This window comes from Rubrivirga halophila (genome assembly GCF_046845755.1).
Classification (GTDB): domain Bacteria; phylum Bacteroidota; class Rhodothermia; order Rhodothermales; family Rubricoccaceae; genus Rubrivirga.
The window spans coordinates 3,812,836-3,830,219 of record NZ_CP177357.1 but is presented as its reverse complement, the minus strand read 5'-3'; the positions used below and the strand labels follow the sequence as shown (position 1 = coordinate 3,830,219).

The 17,384-nt window shown below is 72.1% G+C and carries 11 protein-coding genes, 2 tRNA genes and 1 rRNA gene; 7 read left to right on the top strand and 7 right to left on the bottom strand.

Annotated elements, in window-relative coordinates; all coding sequences use genetic code 11:
• Window positions 1-206 precede the first annotated feature (206 nt).
• The 3 genes from ACLIRP_RS16745 to ACLIRP_RS16735 all read right to left on the bottom strand — a co-directional run bounded on the left by ACLIRP_RS16745 (window position 207) and on the right by ACLIRP_RS16735 (window position 2,167).
• Window positions 207-279: transfer RNA gene (locus ACLIRP_RS16745), tRNA-Ala, on the bottom strand.
• A 37-nt stretch (window positions 280-316) separates the two neighbouring features.
• A tRNA-Ile gene (locus ACLIRP_RS16740) sits at window positions 317-390 on the bottom strand.
• 245 nt (window positions 391-635) lie between these two features.
• A 16S ribosomal RNA gene (locus ACLIRP_RS16735) occupies window positions 636-2,167 on the bottom strand.
• A gap of 708 nt (window positions 2,168-2,875) precedes the next feature.
• Between ACLIRP_RS16735 and ACLIRP_RS16730 the strand changes: the two genes are divergently transcribed.
• From ACLIRP_RS16730 to ACLIRP_RS16700, 7 genes are all read left to right on the top strand, one after another.
• Window positions 2,876-3,628, top strand: a complete 753-nt coding sequence (locus ACLIRP_RS16730) for a PASTA domain-containing protein (RefSeq protein ID WP_412061613.1) — start codon at window positions 2,876-2,878, stop codon at window positions 3,626-3,628.
• A 101-nt stretch (window positions 3,629-3,729) separates the two neighbouring features.
• Window positions 3,730-4,611 carry a hypothetical protein gene (locus ACLIRP_RS16725; RefSeq protein ID WP_412061612.1) on the top strand — a complete coding sequence of 294 codons (882 nt, stop codon included), beginning with the start codon at window positions 3,730-3,732 and terminating at the stop codon, window positions 4,609-4,611.
• 70 nt (window positions 4,612-4,681) lie between these two features.
• On the top strand, window positions 4,682-5,449 hold the full coding sequence (locus tag ACLIRP_RS16720; RefSeq protein WP_412061611.1) for a hypothetical protein: 768 nt from the start codon (window positions 4,682-4,684) through the stop codon (window positions 5,447-5,449).
• Window position 5,450: 1 nt separating this feature from the next.
• The gene (locus ACLIRP_RS16715; protein WP_412061610.1) at window positions 5,451-7,532 is read left to right on the top strand and encodes a cytochrome c3 family protein; all 2,082 of its coding nucleotides are present in this window, start codon (window positions 5,451-5,453) and stop codon (window positions 7,530-7,532) included.
• 1 nt (window position 7,533) lies between these two features.
• A complete protein-coding gene (locus tag ACLIRP_RS16710; protein WP_412061609.1) occupies window positions 7,534-10,761 on the top strand; it encodes a hypothetical protein in 3,228 nt (1,075 codons plus the stop codon).
• A gap of 17 nt (window positions 10,762-10,778) precedes the next feature.
• Window positions 10,779-12,305, top strand: coding sequence for a hypothetical protein (locus ACLIRP_RS16705; protein WP_412061608.1), 1,527 nt, complete (start codon window positions 10,779-10,781; stop codon window positions 12,303-12,305).
• 47 nt (window positions 12,306-12,352) lie between these two features.
• Window positions 12,353-13,693 carry an NAD(P)-binding domain-containing protein gene (locus tag ACLIRP_RS16700; RefSeq protein ID WP_412061607.1) on the top strand — a complete coding sequence of 447 codons (1,341 nt, stop codon included), beginning with the start codon at window positions 12,353-12,355 and terminating at the stop codon, window positions 13,691-13,693.
• 53 nt (window positions 13,694-13,746) lie between these two features.
• Here ACLIRP_RS16700 and pyrR read toward each other — a convergent pair whose 3' ends face one another.
• The 4 genes from pyrR to accC form a co-directional block, all read right to left on the bottom strand.
• A complete protein-coding gene (gene pyrR / locus ACLIRP_RS16695) occupies window positions 13,747-14,253 on the bottom strand; it encodes a bifunctional pyr operon transcriptional regulator/uracil phosphoribosyltransferase PyrR (RefSeq protein ID WP_412061606.1) in 507 nt (168 codons plus the stop codon).
• The gene (locus ACLIRP_RS16690) at window positions 14,246-15,055 is read right to left on the bottom strand and encodes a PhzF family phenazine biosynthesis protein (protein WP_412061605.1); all 810 of its coding nucleotides are present in this window, start codon (window positions 15,053-15,055) and stop codon (window positions 14,246-14,248) included. The genes pyrR and ACLIRP_RS16690 overlap by 8 nt, the downstream gene beginning before the upstream one ends.
• A 244-nt stretch (window positions 15,056-15,299) precedes the next feature.
• Complete coding sequence (locus ACLIRP_RS16685) at window positions 15,300-15,776, bottom strand: Fur family transcriptional regulator (RefSeq protein WP_412061604.1); 477 nt, start codon at window positions 15,774-15,776, stop codon at window positions 15,300-15,302.
• Between the two features lie 22 nt (window positions 15,777-15,798).
• Window positions 15,799-17,301 (bottom strand): acetyl-CoA carboxylase biotin carboxylase subunit, encoded by a 1,503-nt coding sequence (accC, locus tag ACLIRP_RS16680; RefSeq protein ID WP_412061603.1) that lies wholly within the window; start codon window positions 17,299-17,301, stop codon window positions 15,799-15,801.
• Between the last annotated feature and the right edge of the window lie 83 nt (window positions 17,302-17,384).

Sequence of the window (17,384 nt, the reverse complement as noted above, 5' to 3'; positions counted from 1 at the left end):
GTCTACGTACGATCTGGAGATGTTCCAGAGCGCTCGATGATCTTTCTCAGCGAGACGAGCCAACTTCCCGAAGGAGGTCGACTCGACCTAATACAATTTTGCTACGGCTATCAACATGTCAAGGAACCGTCCGGGTCTCAAGAGACCCAGTCTGCCGCCCCGACCCGAAGGTCATGACCCCATTGAGGGAGTCGGGCGTCAGGGAGTGGAGCCAGAGGGAATCGAACCCCCGACATCCTGCTTGCAAAGCAGGCGCTCTACCAACTGAGCTATGGCCCCGATAAGCGTGACTGGAAGCTCGAAAGCAAACCAGCGGTGGGACTGGGAGGAGTTGAACCTCCGACCTCACGCTTATCAGGCGTGCGCTCTAACCACCTGAGCTACAGTCCCGCGTCACACCATCGGCGTGGGCTGGACGGTCGCTCCGGTGGGAGCGGACCAACAACGGTCTAAAAGAACAGAGGCCGAGGCCTCGTGGACGGCGAACCGTCCGGGAGACGAACATAGCGAGGCCCAAGAGCCGTCACTGTGAAACGCCGCCGAATGCCCTGTGGCACCGGATTGAGAGAGAGAAGCATAGCGAGCCCATGTCGACCGCCAGCGCGAGGCTGCGGATAGAGGAGCTGTCGAGCTCTATGAGAGGTAATCCAGCCGCACCTTCCGGTACGGCTACCTTGTTACGACTTAGCCCCAGTCACTGAGTTCACCTTCGGCCGCTCCCTCCCTAAGGTTGGGTCACGGACTTCGGGCGCCCTCAACTTCCATGGCTTGACGGGCGGTGTGTACAAGGCCCGGGAACGTATTCACCGCGTCATTGCTGATACGCGATTACTAGCGATTCCAGCTTCACGGAGTCGAGTTGCAGACTCCGATCCGAACTGAGACCGGCTTTGTGGATTCGCTCCTCCTCGCGGAGTGGCTGCCCATTGTACCGGCCATTGTAGCACGTGTGAAGCCCCAGGCGTAAGGGCCATGATGACTTGACGTCGTCCCCACCTTCCTCACTGCTTGCGCAGGCAGTCTCGCTAGAGTCCCCGGCATTACCCGCTGGTAACTAGCGATAGGGGTTGCGTTCGTTGCGGGACTTAACCCAACATCTCACGACACGAACTGACGACAGCCATGCAGCACCTCGCTACCAGTCCGAAGAAGGGCCCCTTTCAGGGCCTGTCCGGTAGCGTTCGAGCCTGGGTAAGGTTCTTCGCGTTGCATCGAATTAATCCACATGCTCCACCGCTTGTGCGGGCCCCCGTCAATTCCTTTGAGTTTCAACCTTGCGATCGTACTCCCCAGGTGGGATGCTTAACGCGTTAGCTTGGACACTGCACCTGAAGCGGTGCAACATCGAGCATCCATCGTTTACGGCGTGGACTACCAGGGTATCTAATCCTGTTCGCTCCCCACGCTTTCGTGCCTGAGCGTCAGTACCCGTCCAGCTATCTGCCTACGCATTAGGTGTTCCTCGTGATATTTACGCATTTCACCGCTACACCACGAATTCCGATAGCCTCTCCGGGACTCAAGACGTGCAGTATCAAGGGCAGTTCACCGGTTGGGCCGGTGGCTTTCACCCCTGACTTACACGCCCGCCTGCGCACCCTTTACACCCAGTGATTCCGGACAACGCTTGGACCCTCCGTATTACCGCGGCTGCTGGCACGGAGTTAGCCGGTCCTTATTCGTACGGTACCGTCAGGCCTCCCAGAAGGAGGTGTTCTTCCCGTATAAAAGCAGTTTACGCCCCTGAGGGGTGTCTTCCTGCACGCGGCGTGGCTGCGTCAGAGTTTCCTCCATTGCGCAATATTCCTCACTGCTGCCTCCCGTAGGAGTCTGGCCCGTGTCTCAGTGCCAGTGTGGCGGATCATCCTCTCAGACCCGCTACGGATCGTGGCCTTGGTGGGCCGTTACCCCACCAACTAGCTAATCCGACGCAGGCTCATCCCCAGGTGGCCGAAGCCTTTGATCGGTCGTCCATGCGGACATCCGACGTTATGTGGTATTAGCCACGGTTTCCCGTGGTTATTCCCCGCCTGAGGGCAGATTGCCTACGCGTTACTCACCCGTGCGCCACTTTACTCAGGGCCCGAAGGCCCCTTTCTCGTTCGACTTGCATGTGTTAAGCCCGCCGCCAGCGTTCGTCCTGAGCCAGGATCAAACTCTCCGTAGTAGAAGAATCTGATCTCCTGCCTGGTCCGAAGACCAATTCAGGGATCGAGTGGCCTTTCGACCGGTCCGAAGACCGAACCGAAAGTCCGAGTTGCGATATCCTCTCAGACATCGCCTGCTGTTGAGCTTGTGTTTGGATCTCCGAAGAGATCCGGTTTTGACTTGTCTCGTCTGTCCGCTGACCGCTGGCGGAGCCAGTGATCGAGCGGCCGACGAGGGCTCGCTATGCTTCCAATCTCTCAAGGAACGGTGCCGATGGAGGCGGCGCTGGCGAACCAGCCTTGCCTCCGGGGCGTCCTGCCAAACTACGGACTCCGCAGCCGGGCGTCAAGCGCTTCGTTTTCTCTTCTCGGTTGAGTCGAGCGCCGAACGAGTCGGCGAGTGCGAAGCCCCAGCCCCCGTTTCGAGGGGAGCCCATGGTACGGGTGCGAACGGGGCCTTGGCAAGCCGCGCGGTCGGGTTCACAAACCCTTCGTTGCGGTGCGCATCGGCGGTCGATCGCGGTCCGTCATCCGGTATAGAACAGAGCAGCGGGGCGAGTCGCGGACGACGCCGTCCCTGCTGCGGATGCCATGATACCGGTCCGGTCGGGGGGTGTCCATGCACACGCGAAGGAGACGACGTGAGGCGGGTGTGAGGCTGAACAGGGTCGCCCTCCGGCTATCTTTGGGCCCGCGCGATCGCCGCGTGGGCTAACCCCCTGTACCGCATGGCACGCTCCGATTCGAAGGGCCTCCGCGCGACGCTGACCGACCGTGCCTTCTGGCTCGGCCTCGGCGCGATCGTCGCTGGGCTCGTGGCTTTCGCTCTCCTGTTCAACTTGGCCGTGATGCCGATCTGGACCCGACACGACGCGGCCGTCACCGTGCCCGACGTCCGCGAGCTGGCGCCGGACGACGCGCAGAGTACACTCCTGTTGGCGGGTCTCGATTGGGAGGAGCAGGTCCAGCCGTTCAACCCGAACGTCGCGGCCGACGTAGTGGTGGACCAGAGTCCGGCTGCCGGGACGACGGTGAAGCCCGGCCGGCGCATCTACTACTACGTCAACGAGAGCCCCAAGCAGCTGGCGGTCGTGCCGTCGGTCGTGTCGCTGTCAGAGGGGAAGGCGCGCGAGGACATCGGCGACCGAGGGCTCGTGGTCGAACGGGTCGAGACGGACTCGGTGCGGACGCCGTACGAGAACACGGTGACCCGGCAGTTGCCTGAGGCGGAGAGCCGCGTACCTGTCGGGACGCGCGTGACGCTGTGGATCAGCCCGGGCGTCGACACCCGGCGCGAGGTGACGGTGCCGGACGTGGTGGGGATGGACGTGCCGGAGGCGCGCGCCGCGATCCGCGACGCGGAGCTGTGGGTGGACTCGCCCCGCGCCGACAGCGGCCGCGTCCGTCGGCAGGAGCCGCGGCCGGGCGGCATGCTCAACCCCGGCCAGGAGATCCGCATCTACACCGGGAACGACGGGTAGGACAGCGCGGCACAGAGGCACCAGACCTCTTCTATAAGGGGCTCGCGCATCCGACTCGCGGCGGCCTTGCTCCGAAAGGGGGGCGCGGCCATCTTTGCCCCGTGACGACGGCCACACTCCCCCCTTCGGTCCCGACCGGCTCACGCTGGCGGCGCGGCTTCCACATCGCGCTCGGCGTGTCGTGGGTCGCCGTCGCCGTGCCCCTGCTGGCGTGGGGGCTCGAGTACTACCTGACGCCCCTGGACGCCCGGCCGGATCACCCCGGCTACGACCTCTTCCGGCCGACCGGCTTGGTCGGCAACCGATTGGGCGTGATCGGGACGGGCCTGCTGGCGTTCGGGGTCGCCGTCTACATCGTGCGCAAGCGGTGGACCCGGCTGCAGGGCGTGGGGCGGCTGCGCGACTGGCTCTCGTTCCACATCTGGTGCTGCACGCTCGGCCCGTTTCTCGTCCTCTTGCACACCTCGTTCAAGGTCGGGGGGCTGGTGTCGATCGCGTTCTGGAGCATGGTGACCGTCGTCGCCAGCGGAGTGCTGGGACGGTACGTCTACGTCCATATCCCGAAGGCGGTGACCGGGCGGTTTCTGGAGCGCGACGAGATCGAGCGCGAGCGGGCCGCGCTCCACGCCGAGCTCGCCGAACGGTACGGCGCCGAGGTGGCCGTGGACGCGGCGCCAGACGTCCCGGCGGGGATGGGCTCCGCGCTCATCGGCGCATTCCGCTACGACCGGGCCAGCCGCCGGGCGGTCCGGGATCTCCGGCGGATGCTCGCGGCGGCGGGCGTGGCCGCGACCGAGCGGGCCGAGGCGCTGGCGCTGGCGCGTCGCTCACGGCGGCTGGCGCTGGGCGCCGCCGTGCTCCAGCCCTTCGGGCGGCTGTTCCGGTACTGGCACGCCGTCCACCTCCCGCTGGCGATCGTGATGGCGCTCGTGCTGCTCGTCCACATCGCCGTCGCCATCGCGTTCGGGTACGCCTGGACGTAAGGGGAAGTGGGGACCGGGGTTACAAGCCCTGCATCGTAGGTTGGGCGGACGGCATCGGACCCCTCCCGTCATGAACGCTCGCCTCGCCGTCGTCGGTCTCGCACTGGCCGTGGTCCTCTTGATCGCGTACGTGGCGCTGGCGCCTGGCGCGAGCCCACCGCCTCCCGAACCCACGGCCACCGTCTCGGCCGCCGCGCCGTCCGCGAGCAATGTGGACCCGGGCATCCACGCGCGCCTCATGCAGCTCCGTGCGGATGCCGACGCCGCGCCTGACGACCTCGACGCGCAGCTCGAATACGCCCGGATGGCCGCCGGCGCGCACCGGGGCGCCGAGGCCGCCGAGGCCCTGGAGCGGGCCGTCGCGCTCGCGCCCGAGCAGCGCCAGCCGTGGCTCGACCTCGCCAACGCCTATGGCGCCGCCGAGGACTGGGACGCTGTCGCCGGCGCCAGCCGCCGGATGCTGGCGCGCTTCCCCGACGACGGCGAGGCGCAGTACAACCTGGGCGCCGCGCACGCGAACGCGGGGCGACGGGCCGAGGCCGAGGCCGCCTGGGCATCGGTCGCCGCGGGCGACGGGCCGCTGGCGGCGCAGGCGCAGGGCTCGCTCGTCCGGCTGGCGGCGCTGGCGAACGCGCCGCCGACTCCGCCCGCCGCACCAGCCGGGTCGGCGACGGCGCCCCCGCTCTCCGCTGGCGCGACGCTGCCTGCGGGCCACCCGCCGCTCCCTCCCGATCACCCGACGGTCGGCGCGGACGGCATCCAGACCCGCGTCGTGGGGGGCGGCGCCGCCGACCCGACGCGCGTGCGGTCGCTGGTGACCGAGCTAGCCGGGCAGTAGTGTGCGCCGGGTCCTCCCCGTGCTCGTTCTGCTGGCGATGGCGGTCGGCGCGGCCCAAGCGCAACTGATCTCACCCGGCGCGCTAGCGCGCGTCCACGCCGAGGTGGAGGGAATCCGCAACTGCACGCAGTGCCACACGCTCGGCCAGCGCGGCATCGACCCGGCCAAGTGCCTCTCGTGCCACACGCCGATCCGCGACCGGCTCCGCCGCAACGAGGGGCTGCACGCCCGGATCTCGCGGTCGTGCGCGAACTGCCACGCCGACCACCGGGGCGAGGGCGCCGACATCGCCGCGTTCGAGGAGCGCCGCTTCCGCCACGACCTCACCGGCTTCCGGCTTGTGGGCCAGCACCGCCGCGCTGAGTGTCGCTCGTGCCACACGCCCGCCCAGATCACCGACCCCGACGTGCGCAGTCGCAAGCAGGCCGCTGGGCGGCTCGCGGACACGTACCTCGGGCTCCCCGATGACTGCGCCAGCTGCCACCGACGAGAGGACCCACACACGGCTGCGATCTCGTTGGACTGCGGCACGTGCCACTCGGCCACCGACTGGAACCGCGTCTCCGGCTTCGACCACGCCGACACCGGCTTCCGGCTGGCAGGCGCGCACGTCCGCGCAAGCTGCACGAGCTGCCACGGCGCCCAAGGGCGCGGCGCGGCGCGGTTCGCGATCGCCGACACCTGTACCGGCTGCCACGCCAGCGACAGCCCGCACGGGCGCCAGTTCGGCACGCAGCAGTGCTCGACCTGCCACGGGCCGAGCAGCTGGCGCGGCACACCCAACTTCGACCACGCGCGGACCGACTTCGCGCTCGCGGGCGCCCACGTCCGCATCGCGTGCGCGAGCTGCCACGGGAGCGGACCGCGCGCGCAGTGGACGGGGACCGCCGCCGCGTGCGCCAGCTGCCACGACGACGACGATCCGCACGCGGGCCAGTTTGCCGGTCGGTCGTGCGGCGCCTGCCACGGCCCGGCGGCGTGGGCCTCCGCCCCCCTCTTCCGCCACGAGCGCACCGACTTCCCGCTCACCGGCGCCCACCGCTCGGCCGACTGCGCAAGCTGCCACACCGGCGACGGGCCGGGCAAGCAGTTCGCCGACCTCCCCACCGCCTGCGCCAGCTGCCACGACGACGCCCACGACGGCACGCTCGGCACCGACTGCCAGACGTGTCACGCGACCGCCGACTGGGCCCGCCTCGCGGACTCGTTCGACGCCGCCCGCTTCGACCACGACGCCACCGGGTTCGCGCTCGTCGGCGCCCACGCCGAGGCGGACTGCGCCAGTTGCCACACCGCCGGGTCGACGCCAGGAGTTGCGGTGACGCTGTTCGACACCGGCGCCACCTTCCCGGCGGTCGCGCACGAGACGTGCCTCTCGTGCCACCTCGACGCCCACGACGCCGCCTTCGCCGACGCGCCCGGCGGGGCCGACTGCGCGGGGTGCCATTCGCAAGACGCCTTCACCCCCGCCGCCTTCGACGCCGCTCGCCACGCCGAGACCACGTTCGCGCTCACCGGGGCGCATCTCGCCGTCCCGTGCGCGGCCTGCCACACGTCCGCCGACGACGGCCCGCCCGACTTTGATCTCACCCCGGCTTGCCAAGCCTGCCACGCCGACCGCAACCCGCACGGCGGCACGTTCGCCGACGACGCCGGCATCACCGCGTGCGGCGACTGCCACGCGACGGGCGACTGGGACCTCGCCGCCTTCGACCACGCGGCCACCGGGTTTGTCCTCGACGGCGCGCACGCGGTCGCCGTCTGCGCGAGCTGCCACACCCCAGAGCCCCTGCCCGACGGCCGCGTCCGCCAAGCCTTCCGGGGCCTCGACTCGACCTGCGCGACGTGCCACGCGACGCCTCACGCGGGCCAGTTCGCCGGCCGGACGTGCGCGAGCTGCCACGACACCGCCGCCTTTACGATCGCCGCGTTCGACCACCGCGACACGGCGTTCCCTTTGACGGGCGCCCACGCCGACGTACCCTGTTCGAGTTGTCACGTCACCGAGCGCGCGCCCGACGGGACGGCCTTCGTCCGCTTCCGACCGCTGCCGACCGACTGCGCCGCGTGCCACGGCTCTTGATATGAGGCCGTCCGCTGCCCGTCTCCGATGGATTGCCGCCGCCCTCCTGCTGGCGGTCGCGGGAGGCACAGCGACCGCGCAGACGGAGCGCCCGCTCTCGGCCCACCCCGCCTCGCTGGCGACGAGCGCGAGCCCGCACGGCGACATCGACCTCACGTGCGAGACGTGCCACACCGCCGACGGCTGGCGCCCGCTCCGCCCCGACCCCGCCTTCGACCACGCGCGCGACACGGGCCAGCCGCTCGAAGCCAGCCATGCCCGGGCGACATGCGCCGGGTGCCACCTCGGGCTCCAGTTTACCGGCCTCGAGAACGCCGGCACCGACTGCGGCACCTGCCACCTCGACGTCCACGCGGGCGCGCTCGGCGAGACCTGCCAGAGCTGCCACGAGCCGACCGACTGGGCGCTCGTCGCGGGCGTCGAGGTCCACGCCAGCACGGCCTTCCCGCTGACCGGCGCGCACCTCGGGGTGAGCTGCGAGACGTGCCACGCGGATGGCGCTCAGGCGGCCGCCTTCACGCCCCTCCCCACCGAGTGCGTCGCCTGCCACGTCGATGACCGCGCGGCGACCGAGTCCGGGCCGGTGCCCCACCTCGCGAACGCCTTCCCCGACGACTGCGCGGCGTGCCACCACACGACGGCGTGGAGCGGCGGCCCGTTCGAACACAGCGTCGCCTCGGGCGGGTTTTCGCTCGTCGGCGCCCACATCACCGTCGACTGCGCGGCCTGCCACACGACGCCCGGCTTCGCGAGCCGCTTCGACGCCGCCGGGCCCGACGACTGCGTGAGTTGCCACGCCCAAGACGCCGACGCCGCCCGGGTCGACCACGCGGCCTTCCCCGAGACCTGCACCACGTGCCACACCGTCGAGCGGTGGGATGGCGCCTCGGGCGACCACGTCGTGTTGTCGGGCGGCTTCGGCCTCGTCGGCGCCCACCTCGACCTCGACTGCTCGGCCTGCCACGCGGCCGACCTCGCCCCGATCTGGGACCCGGCCTCGCAAGACGACTGCGTGACCTGCCACGCTGCCGACGCCGACGCTGCGACGCCCGACCACCAGTCCTTCCCCGAGACGTGCGGGACCTGCCACGCGACGACCGGATGGCCGGGCGCGTCGATCGACCACCCCGCGCTCTCCGGCGGCTTTTCGTTGCTCGGCGCCCACACCGCCCTCGACTGCGCGACCTGCCACTCGGAGCCTGACTTCGCGCTCCCCTGGTCGCCCGCGAGCGACGCCGACTGCGTGGGGTGCCACGCTGCGGACGCCGACGACGCGGACCCGGACCACGACGACTTTCCCGAGACCTGCACCGCCTGCCACGGCCTCGACACGTGGACCGGCGCGACCGTCGACCACCCGACGCTCTCGGGTGGCTTCAATCTCGCCGGCGCGCACGCCGCGCTCGACTGCGCAACGTGCCACAGCGAGCCCGGCTTCGAGGTCCCGTGGACGCCCGCCAGCGATGCCGACTGCGTGAGCTGCCACGCGGAGGACGCGGATGACGCAGATCCAAACCACGACGACTTCCCGACCACCTGTACGACCTGCCACACGCCGGATGACTGGGAGGGCGCGACGGTCGATCACCCGGCGCTGGCGGACGGGTTCGAGCTGCTCGGCGCCCACCTGGCAGCCGAGTGCAACGCCTGCCACTCCGGTCCCGACTTCGAGGTCCCATGGACGCCCGCCGGCCAGGGCGACTGCGTCGCCTGCCACGCCGCCGACTACGCTTCGACGGCCGGCGGCTTCGTCGACCACGTCGCGGGCGGGCTGCCGAGCGAGTGCGCATCCTGCCACGGCGTCGACACGTGGGCGGGCGCGACGTTCGACCACGCCAGCGAGGCGGACGGGTTCGAACTCGTCGGCGCGCACCTCACGTTGGCCTGCGCGACGTGCCACAGCGGACCCGACGGCGAGGTCCCGTGGGACCCGGACACCGACCAGGACTGCGTGAGCTGCCACGCTGCGGATGCCGCCGGCGCCCAGCCGCCGCACGACACCTTCCCGGACACCTGCACGACGTGCCACACGCCAGACGCCTGGGAGGGCGCGACTGGCGACCACGTCGTCCTCTCCGACGGGTTCGCGCTCCTGGGCGCCCATCTCTCGCTGGCGTGCGAGACGTGCCACTCCGGGCCGGACGGCGAGCTCCCGTGGACGCCCGACTCGGACCAGGACTGCGCCAGCTGCCACACCGACGACGTGCCCGCCGCGCCGGACCACAGCTACTTCCCGGAGACCTGCGCCACGTGCCACGGCCCCGACGCTTGGCCCGGCGCCGTCGTCGATCACCCCGCGCTCTCCGGTGGCTTCGCGCTAGTCGGCGCCCACCTCGCGCTCGACTGCGGCACCTGTCACTCGGGCCCCGACGGCGAGCTCCTGTGGAGCCCCGACTCCAACGCCGACTGCGTGAGCTGCCACGCCCAAGACGCTGCGGGCGCGACGCCGACCCACGACCCGTTCCCCGAGACCTGCACCGCCTGCCACGGGACGGACACGTGGATGGGCGCGACGGTCGACCACCCCGAGCTGTCGGGCGGCTTCGCGCTCGTCGGCACGCACCTCACGCTCGACTGCGACGCCTGCCACGCCGGCCCGGACGGCGAGGTGCCGTGGGATCCCGCCAGCGATGCCGACTGTGTGAGCTGCCACGCCAGCGACGCCGACGGCGCCGCGCTCCCGCACGACACGTTCCCGCAAACCTGCACGACCTGCCACGGCACCGACACCTGGCCGAGCACGTCGGTCGACCACCCCAGCGTCTCCGGCGGCTTCGACCTCGTCGGCGCGCACCTCGCGCTCGACTGCGCCGCGTGCCACTCCGAAGCGGACGGCTCGCCCCCGTGGACGCCCGCCTCCGATACCGACTGCGTGAGCTGCCACGCCGACGACGCGGCAAACGCCGAGCCGCCGCACACCGGCTTCCCGACGACGTGCCTCGAATGCCACACGACGGACCGGTGGCAGGGCGCGACGTTCGACCACGACGCCTTCCCGATCTACTCCGGCCGGCACGAGGGCGAGTGGGCCACCTGCCAGACGTGCCACATCGAGCCGTCCGACTTCCGCGTCTTCTCGTGCGTCACCTGCCACGAGCACAACCGCGCCGAGATGGACGACAAGCACGACCGCGTGGGCGGCTACGTCTACGAGAGCACGGCCTGCTACTCGTGCCACCCCGACGGCGAGGAGGACTTCGGGCAGCGGTTCGAGCGCCGGTTGCGGTGAGGGGCGTTGCATTCCTATTGCTCGCGACGGTCGCCAGCGCCCAGGTCCCGGACCGGGTGGCCGCGACGGTCACCCAGATCGCTGGCGCCGACGCCTACCTCGACGTCGGCCGCGACGACGGGCTGGCGACCGGCGACACCGTCCGCGTCTGGCGCGGCGCCCGGCTTCTGGGCCCCATGCGCGTCGTCTCGGCCGCGAGCGCGTCGTCCCTCGTGGCCCACATCGCGGAGCCGTTCGCGCTGACGCGGGGCGAGACGGTGGAGCTCGAACTTCCCGCGCGCGCGCCGCCGGAGCCGGTCGCCCCGGCGCCCACGCCGGTTGCCGAGCGCCCGTCGATTCTGGACACGCCCGCCGAGCGCCCGGCGCCGACCCGGTCGCCCGTGCGCGTCTCCGGCCGGGTCCAGCTCGGCGCCGACGCGCTCGCGAGCACGACGACGTTCGGCGACCGCGAGACGACGCGCCAGTTCACGACGCCCTTCGTGAGCGTCCGCGCGGACGTGACGGGGCTGCCCGGCGGCTGGCGCGGGCGCGTCAATGGGCGGGGCTTGGCCCGGATGCAGGACGGCTCGATCGTCGACGGCGGGACGGAGACGCGCGTCTACGCGCTCGACCTCGAAGGGCGCATCGCCGGGGCGCACGTCCGGCTCGGGCGGTTCGTGCCCCGCCGCGAGCGGTTCACCGGCGCCTGGGATGGCGCCGACGTCCACGTCGGGACCGACTCGCTGGGCGCCGGCGTGGTCGCCGGCTGGCGGGCGTCGCGCGTGGCCGGGCTCCCCGATGGCGAGCGGCCCGGCGGGCTCGCGTACGCCTTTACGGCTCGACGCCTGGGCACGGCCCGCCTCCGCGCATCGGCCTCAGGCGGGGCTATCATCGACGGCGACGCGCTCCCGTTCGCGGGCGCCGCCCTCAGCGCGGATGGCGGCGCCCGCGACGGCGTCCGCCTTCGTGCGTCGGCCGACCTGCTCGCGGACGCCCGGCCCGGCGGCGCGTGGGACTGGGCGCGCGCCAGCGCCCGCGCCTCGGCCGTCGTCTCGCGCCGGCTGACGCTGCGCGGCTACGCCCGCCGGTACCGCCCGTCCGTCGTCGACGGCGCGCTGCTCATCGCCCGGTTCCAGCCCAGCCGCGCCGTCGGCGGCGGGGCCTCGGTTGCCTTTGGCCCCGCCGTGGTCCGGGGCGACGTGTCGCTGCGCGCCTCCTCGGGAGGCGACTGGAGCCGAGCCCTCAGCGGCGGATTTCGACTGTCCCGCCTGGGCTCGATCCCGGTCGGCGTCGACGCCAGCGCGACGGCGTGGGCGCGCGACGGGGGGCGCGCATGGTTTGCGTCGGGTGGGCTGTCGTGCGCACCCGGCCCGGTCCGCCTCACGCTTGGCTACCGTCTGTCGCAGTTTCCCGCCGCCGACCGCACGCTCACCACGCACGGCGTGGACGCCAGCGCGTACGCCCCTCTGACGCCCCGGATCGCGCTTTCCGTCCGCGGCGGGCTCTCCGACGGCGACGGGCTGGGGTCGGCGCGGCTGTACTCGGCGCTCTGGGTGCGGCTCTAGGCGCGGTTCTTGACATCCCCGGGGCCGCTCGCCTCCTTCCCGCTCCCGTGCCCGACCCTGTTCTCATCTGGCTCATCGGGCTGGCGCTCGTCGGCGGCATCGTCGGGCCGTTCGTCGTCGCGCGGCGGCGGCGCGAGCGGGCCGCGCGAGCGGCGGCCGCCAAGGCCGAGCGCGCCGGCCTCCACCAGCCCGCCAGCCTCCACCCCGTCATCGACCCCGAGCGGTGCCTGGGCTGCGGCGCGTGCACGGCCGTCTGCCCCGAGGGCGACGTGCTCGCGCTCGTCGGCGCGCAAGCCCAGGTGATCGCGCCCGCGCGGTGCGTCGGCCACGGGCGGTGCGAGCGGGCCTGCCCGACGGACGCGATCTCGCTCGTGTTCGGGACCGCCACGCGCGGCGTCGAGCTGCCCCGCGTCCGGGGCGACTACATGACGAACGTCGACGGCCTGTACATCGTCGGCGAGTTGGGCGGGATGGGGCTCGTGCGGAATGCCGTCGAGCAGGGGCGGCAGTGCGCCGAGGGCATCGTGAAGGCCATCCGCGCGCAGGGACCGGCGTCCGAGATGCGGGAGGTGGCCGTCGTCGGGGCCGGCCCGGCGGGCCTGAGCGCGGCGGCGACGCTCGGCGCCGCGGATGTGCCGTACGTCGTGCTCGAACGGGCGACCGACTTGGGCGGGACGGTCCGCCAGTACCCCCGCCGCAAGCTGGTGATGACCCAGCCCTTCGAGATCCCCGGCTACGGGCGCCTCGACGCGACGGAGATCTCCAAGGAGTCGCTCGTCGAGCTGTGGGCCGAGGTTGCCGACGCGGCGGGGGTCGAGGACCAGACCCGCCTCGGGATGCGCGTCACGAACATCACCCGCGTCGACGGCGGGTTTCGCATCGAGGGCGAGGGCGGGGAGCCGGTCGAGGCGCGGCGCGTGGTGCTGGCGATCGGCCGGCGCGGCACGCCCCGCACGCTCGGCGTCCCCGGCGACGGGCAGGGCCACGTCGTCTACGCACTGATGGAGCCGGAGGCGTACGCCGGGCGGTCGTGCCTGGTCGTCGGCGGCGGCGACTCGGCGGTCGAGGCGGCGGTCGCCCTCGCCGAGGAGGGCGCCGAGGTGCGGCTGTCGTACCGCAAGCCCGCCATCACGCGCGCCAAGGCCGCCAACGTCTCCCGGCTGGCGCAAGCCGTCGAGCGCGGCGCCATCACGCCGCTGTGGGCGTCGACCGTCGAGGCCATCGGCGCCGACACCGCCCGACTCGACACGCCCGGCGGCGAGGTCGTCGTCCCCGCCGACGACGTGTTCGTGCTCATCGGCGGCGAGCCCCCGACGCCGTTCCTGGAGCGCTGCGGGATCGTCCTCGACACCCACTTCGGCGTGCCGCGGATAGGCTCAGAGGGATAAGGCAGGCGGGATGGGGCATGCGGCTCTCTGCCCATCTCTCCATCCCTCATCCCTCACTCTTCCAGATACACCGCCGGCACGTCCGGGTCGACCACGACGCGCTCGGCGTGCTTGGTCGGCACCACGCGGCCCACGAAGTCGGGGTGGACGGGCACCTCGCGGTGGCCGCGGTCGACGAGCACCGCCAGCCGGATCGTGCGGGGGCGGCCGTACTGGAGGACGGCGTCGAGCGCGGCGCGCGCGGTGCGGCCGGTGAAGAGGACGTCGTCGACGAGCAGCACGTCGCGGCCCTCGGCATCCGGCACGTCCGGGCCGGGCGGGGCGACCGTCCCGTCGCGGTCGTCGCGGAAGCCGGCGATGCTGAGCGCGTGGCGCTCGACGGTCTCGCCCGAGGCCTCTTCGAGCGCGTCCGCGAGCCGGCCCGCCAGCGCCGCCCCGCGCGTCTTGAGCCCGAACACGAGCAGCCCCTCGGCCCCCCGGTTCCGCTCGATCACCTCGTAGGCCAGGCGCGTCACGGTCCGGTGGACGCGCGCGGGCGTCATCAGGGTCGTCCTAGGCATGGGGCTCGGCGGCAGGCGCCAGCTCGGCGCGGTAGATGGTGAGGGCGCGGCCGGTCAGCTCGACCCGGTCGCCCGCGACGCGGACGCCGACGGCCCCGCCGCGCCTTGAGGCCTGATAGCAGGTCAGGGTGTCGGTCCCGAGCTGGTCCGCCCAGTACGGCCCGATGGCGCAGTGCGCCGAGCCCGTGACCGGGTCCTCGGCGATGCCCGAGCCGGGTGCGAAAAAGCGCGAGACCACGTCGTGCGCCGCCCCCTCGTCGGCGTGCGCCGTCACGATCACGCCCCGGACGCCGAGCGCCCGCATCGCGTCGATGTCGGGCGCCAGCTCGCGGACCGTCGCCTCGGCGTCGAGCACGACGAAGGCGTCGAACGGCGTGCGGCCGGTCCAGACGGGCGCCGCGCCGAGCGCGTCCGCAATCCCGTCGAGCGGGCCCGCCTGGGGCGGCGTCGCGGGAAAGTCCATCACGTACTGCCCCTCGCCCGCCGGGCGGACCGTCAGCCGCCCGCTCTTGGTGTCGAACTGCGCCTCGGCGTCGGCCGCCAGCCGGCCCGACTCGAACAGGACGTGCGCGCTCGCGAGTGTCGCGTGCCCGCACAGGTCGACCTCGACCTCGGGCGTCAGCCACCGCAGGCCGTACGCGCCGTCGGTGCCGGGCGTCAGGAAGGCCGTCTCGGACAGGTTCATCTCGGCCGCGAGGTTCCGCATCCAGGCAGCGGGCGCGGGGGCGTCGAGGACCACGACGGCGGCGGGATTGCCCGCGAACGGGCGGTCGGCAAAGGCGTCGACGACGGTGACGGTCATGGGCGGGTGGCGGGCGGGGGGCGGGGGGCGGGGGGCGTAGGGTAACGCCGCCGGCCAGCATGCTTCGCTCCGTACGCGAGACGTAGGGGCGACCCGCCGGGTCGCCCCTACCGACCGCCGAGGCCACGTCGGAAGGCCGGGGAAGCCCGAGCATCCCGCAGAGGTCCCCCGAGCCTGTTCCGAGGCCCCTCGCCAATGGACAGCCTTGGGACCGCGCCCCGCCTCGGCGCCGGGCCTGACGGGCTTACGCGGCCTGCTCGGCCGTCTGGTTCGGGCACGCCTCGCGGCGGCAGTGGCCGTAGACCGTCAGCGCGTGCCGGGCGACCTCGAAGCCGTAGATGTCGGCGACGGTCTCCTGGATCTCCTGGAGGCGCGGGTCGCAGAACTCCAGGATCTCACCGCAGTCGAGGCAGATCAGGTGGTCGTGCTGCCAGTACGCGTAGGCCCGCTCGAACTTGGCCTGCTGCTTGCCGAACTGGTGCCGGACAGCCAGGTCGCACTCGATGAGCAGGTCGAGCGTGTTGTAGACCGTCGCCCGGCTCACGCTCACGCCGTCGGCCTGGAGCCGGGCGAAGAGCGTGTCGGCGTCGATGTGGTCGGGCGTGGCGTAGAGCGCGTCGAGCACGGCGAGCCGCTCGGGCGTGCGCCGCTGGCCCCGCTCCTTGAGGAAGCTCAGGAACCGGGTGCGGACGTCGGCGAGCTGGGTCGTAGTCAGAGACATGAGGACGTGGGGCGTGGGAGGCTCAGCCAGCGAGGTGCCGGCGTCGGGCCCACCGACTCCCATCGACCGCCGGCGGGGCGGCCCCGTTCCCGGCGGCCGGCGCGGCGTCGAGCCGGGCGAGCCCGGCGGCCACCAGCGCCAGCCGCTCGGCGTCGGCCGGCGGCGCCAGATCGGCGGGGTCGAAGTGGTCGCCGACAAAGCCCGTGTCAAAGTGTCCCGACGTAAAGGCAGGGTGCGTCATGACGAACCGGCAGAACGGGATCGTCGTCCGGATGCCCGCCACGTCATATTCACCGAGCGCCCGGTCCATGCGCCGGATGGCCTCGTCGCGGGTGCGCCCCCAGGTGCACAGCTTGGCCACCATGGGGTCGTAGTGGACCGGCACCTCGTCGCCCTCCTCGACGCCCGCGTCGACGCGGACGCCCGGGCCGGACGGCGGGCGGTGCCGCAGGAGCGGGCCGGGCGCCGGGAGGAAGCCCGCCGGCACGTCCTCGGCGTAAACCCGGCACTCGACGGCGTGGCCCCAGATCTGGAGGTCGTCCTGCCCGTAGCCGAGCGGCTCGCCCTCGGCGATCCGGAGCTGCTCGGCGACGAGGTCGATGCCCGTGATGAGCTCGGTCACCGGGTGCTCGACCTGCAGGCGCGTGTTCATCTCCAGGAAGTAGAACGCGCCGTCGGCATCGAGCAGGAACTCGACCGTCCCCGCGCCCACATAGTCGCACGCCCGGGCGGCCTGCACGGCGGCCTCGCCCATCGCCGCGCGCGTCTCGGGAGTGAGCACGGCCGACGGCGCCTCCTCGATCACCTTCTGGTGCCGCCGCTGGATCGAGCACTCGCGCTCGAACAGGTGGACGACCGCCCCGTGGGCGTCCGCGAGCACCTGGATTTCGATGTGTCGGGGCCCGACGAGGTACTTTTCGATGTAGACGCGGCCGTCGCCGAAGGCGCTCTGGGCCTCGCTGCGGGCCCGCTCGAAGGCGCCCGCGAAGTCGGCCGCGCGCTCGACCACGCGCATCCCCTTGCCGCCGCCGCCGGCCGCCGCCTTCACCAACACCGGGTACCCGATGCCGCCCGCCACGCGCTCGGCCTCGGCGGGGTCGGCGATGGCGTCGGGCGTGCCCGGGGCCATCGGGACGCCGGCCTCGGCCATCAGCTTGCGGGCCTCGGTTTTGTCGCCCATCGAGTGGATCGCGGCGGGCGGCGGGCCGACCCAGATCAGCCCCGCCTCGACGACGGCCGCCGCGAACTCGGCGTTCTCCGACAGAAACCCGTAGCCGGGGTGGATCGCGTCGGCGCCCGTGGCCTGGGCGGCCGCTAGCACCTTCGCCCCCACGAGGTACGACTCCGACGACGACGCGGGGCCGATGGCGACGGCCTCGTCGGCCAGCCGGACGTGCAGCGCGTCGGCGTCGGCGGCGGAGTGGACGGCGACCGTGGCGACCCCGAGGTCGCGGCAGGTCCGCATCACGCGGACGGCGATCTCGCCCCGGTTGGCGACGAGCAGCTTGCGGATCGGACGTGTCATCGAGTCGGGGATGGGGGGATGGCACGGTCTATGAGCAGGGGGAATCCCTGACCACGTGTCGCGAGTCTCTATATCCCGCGCCG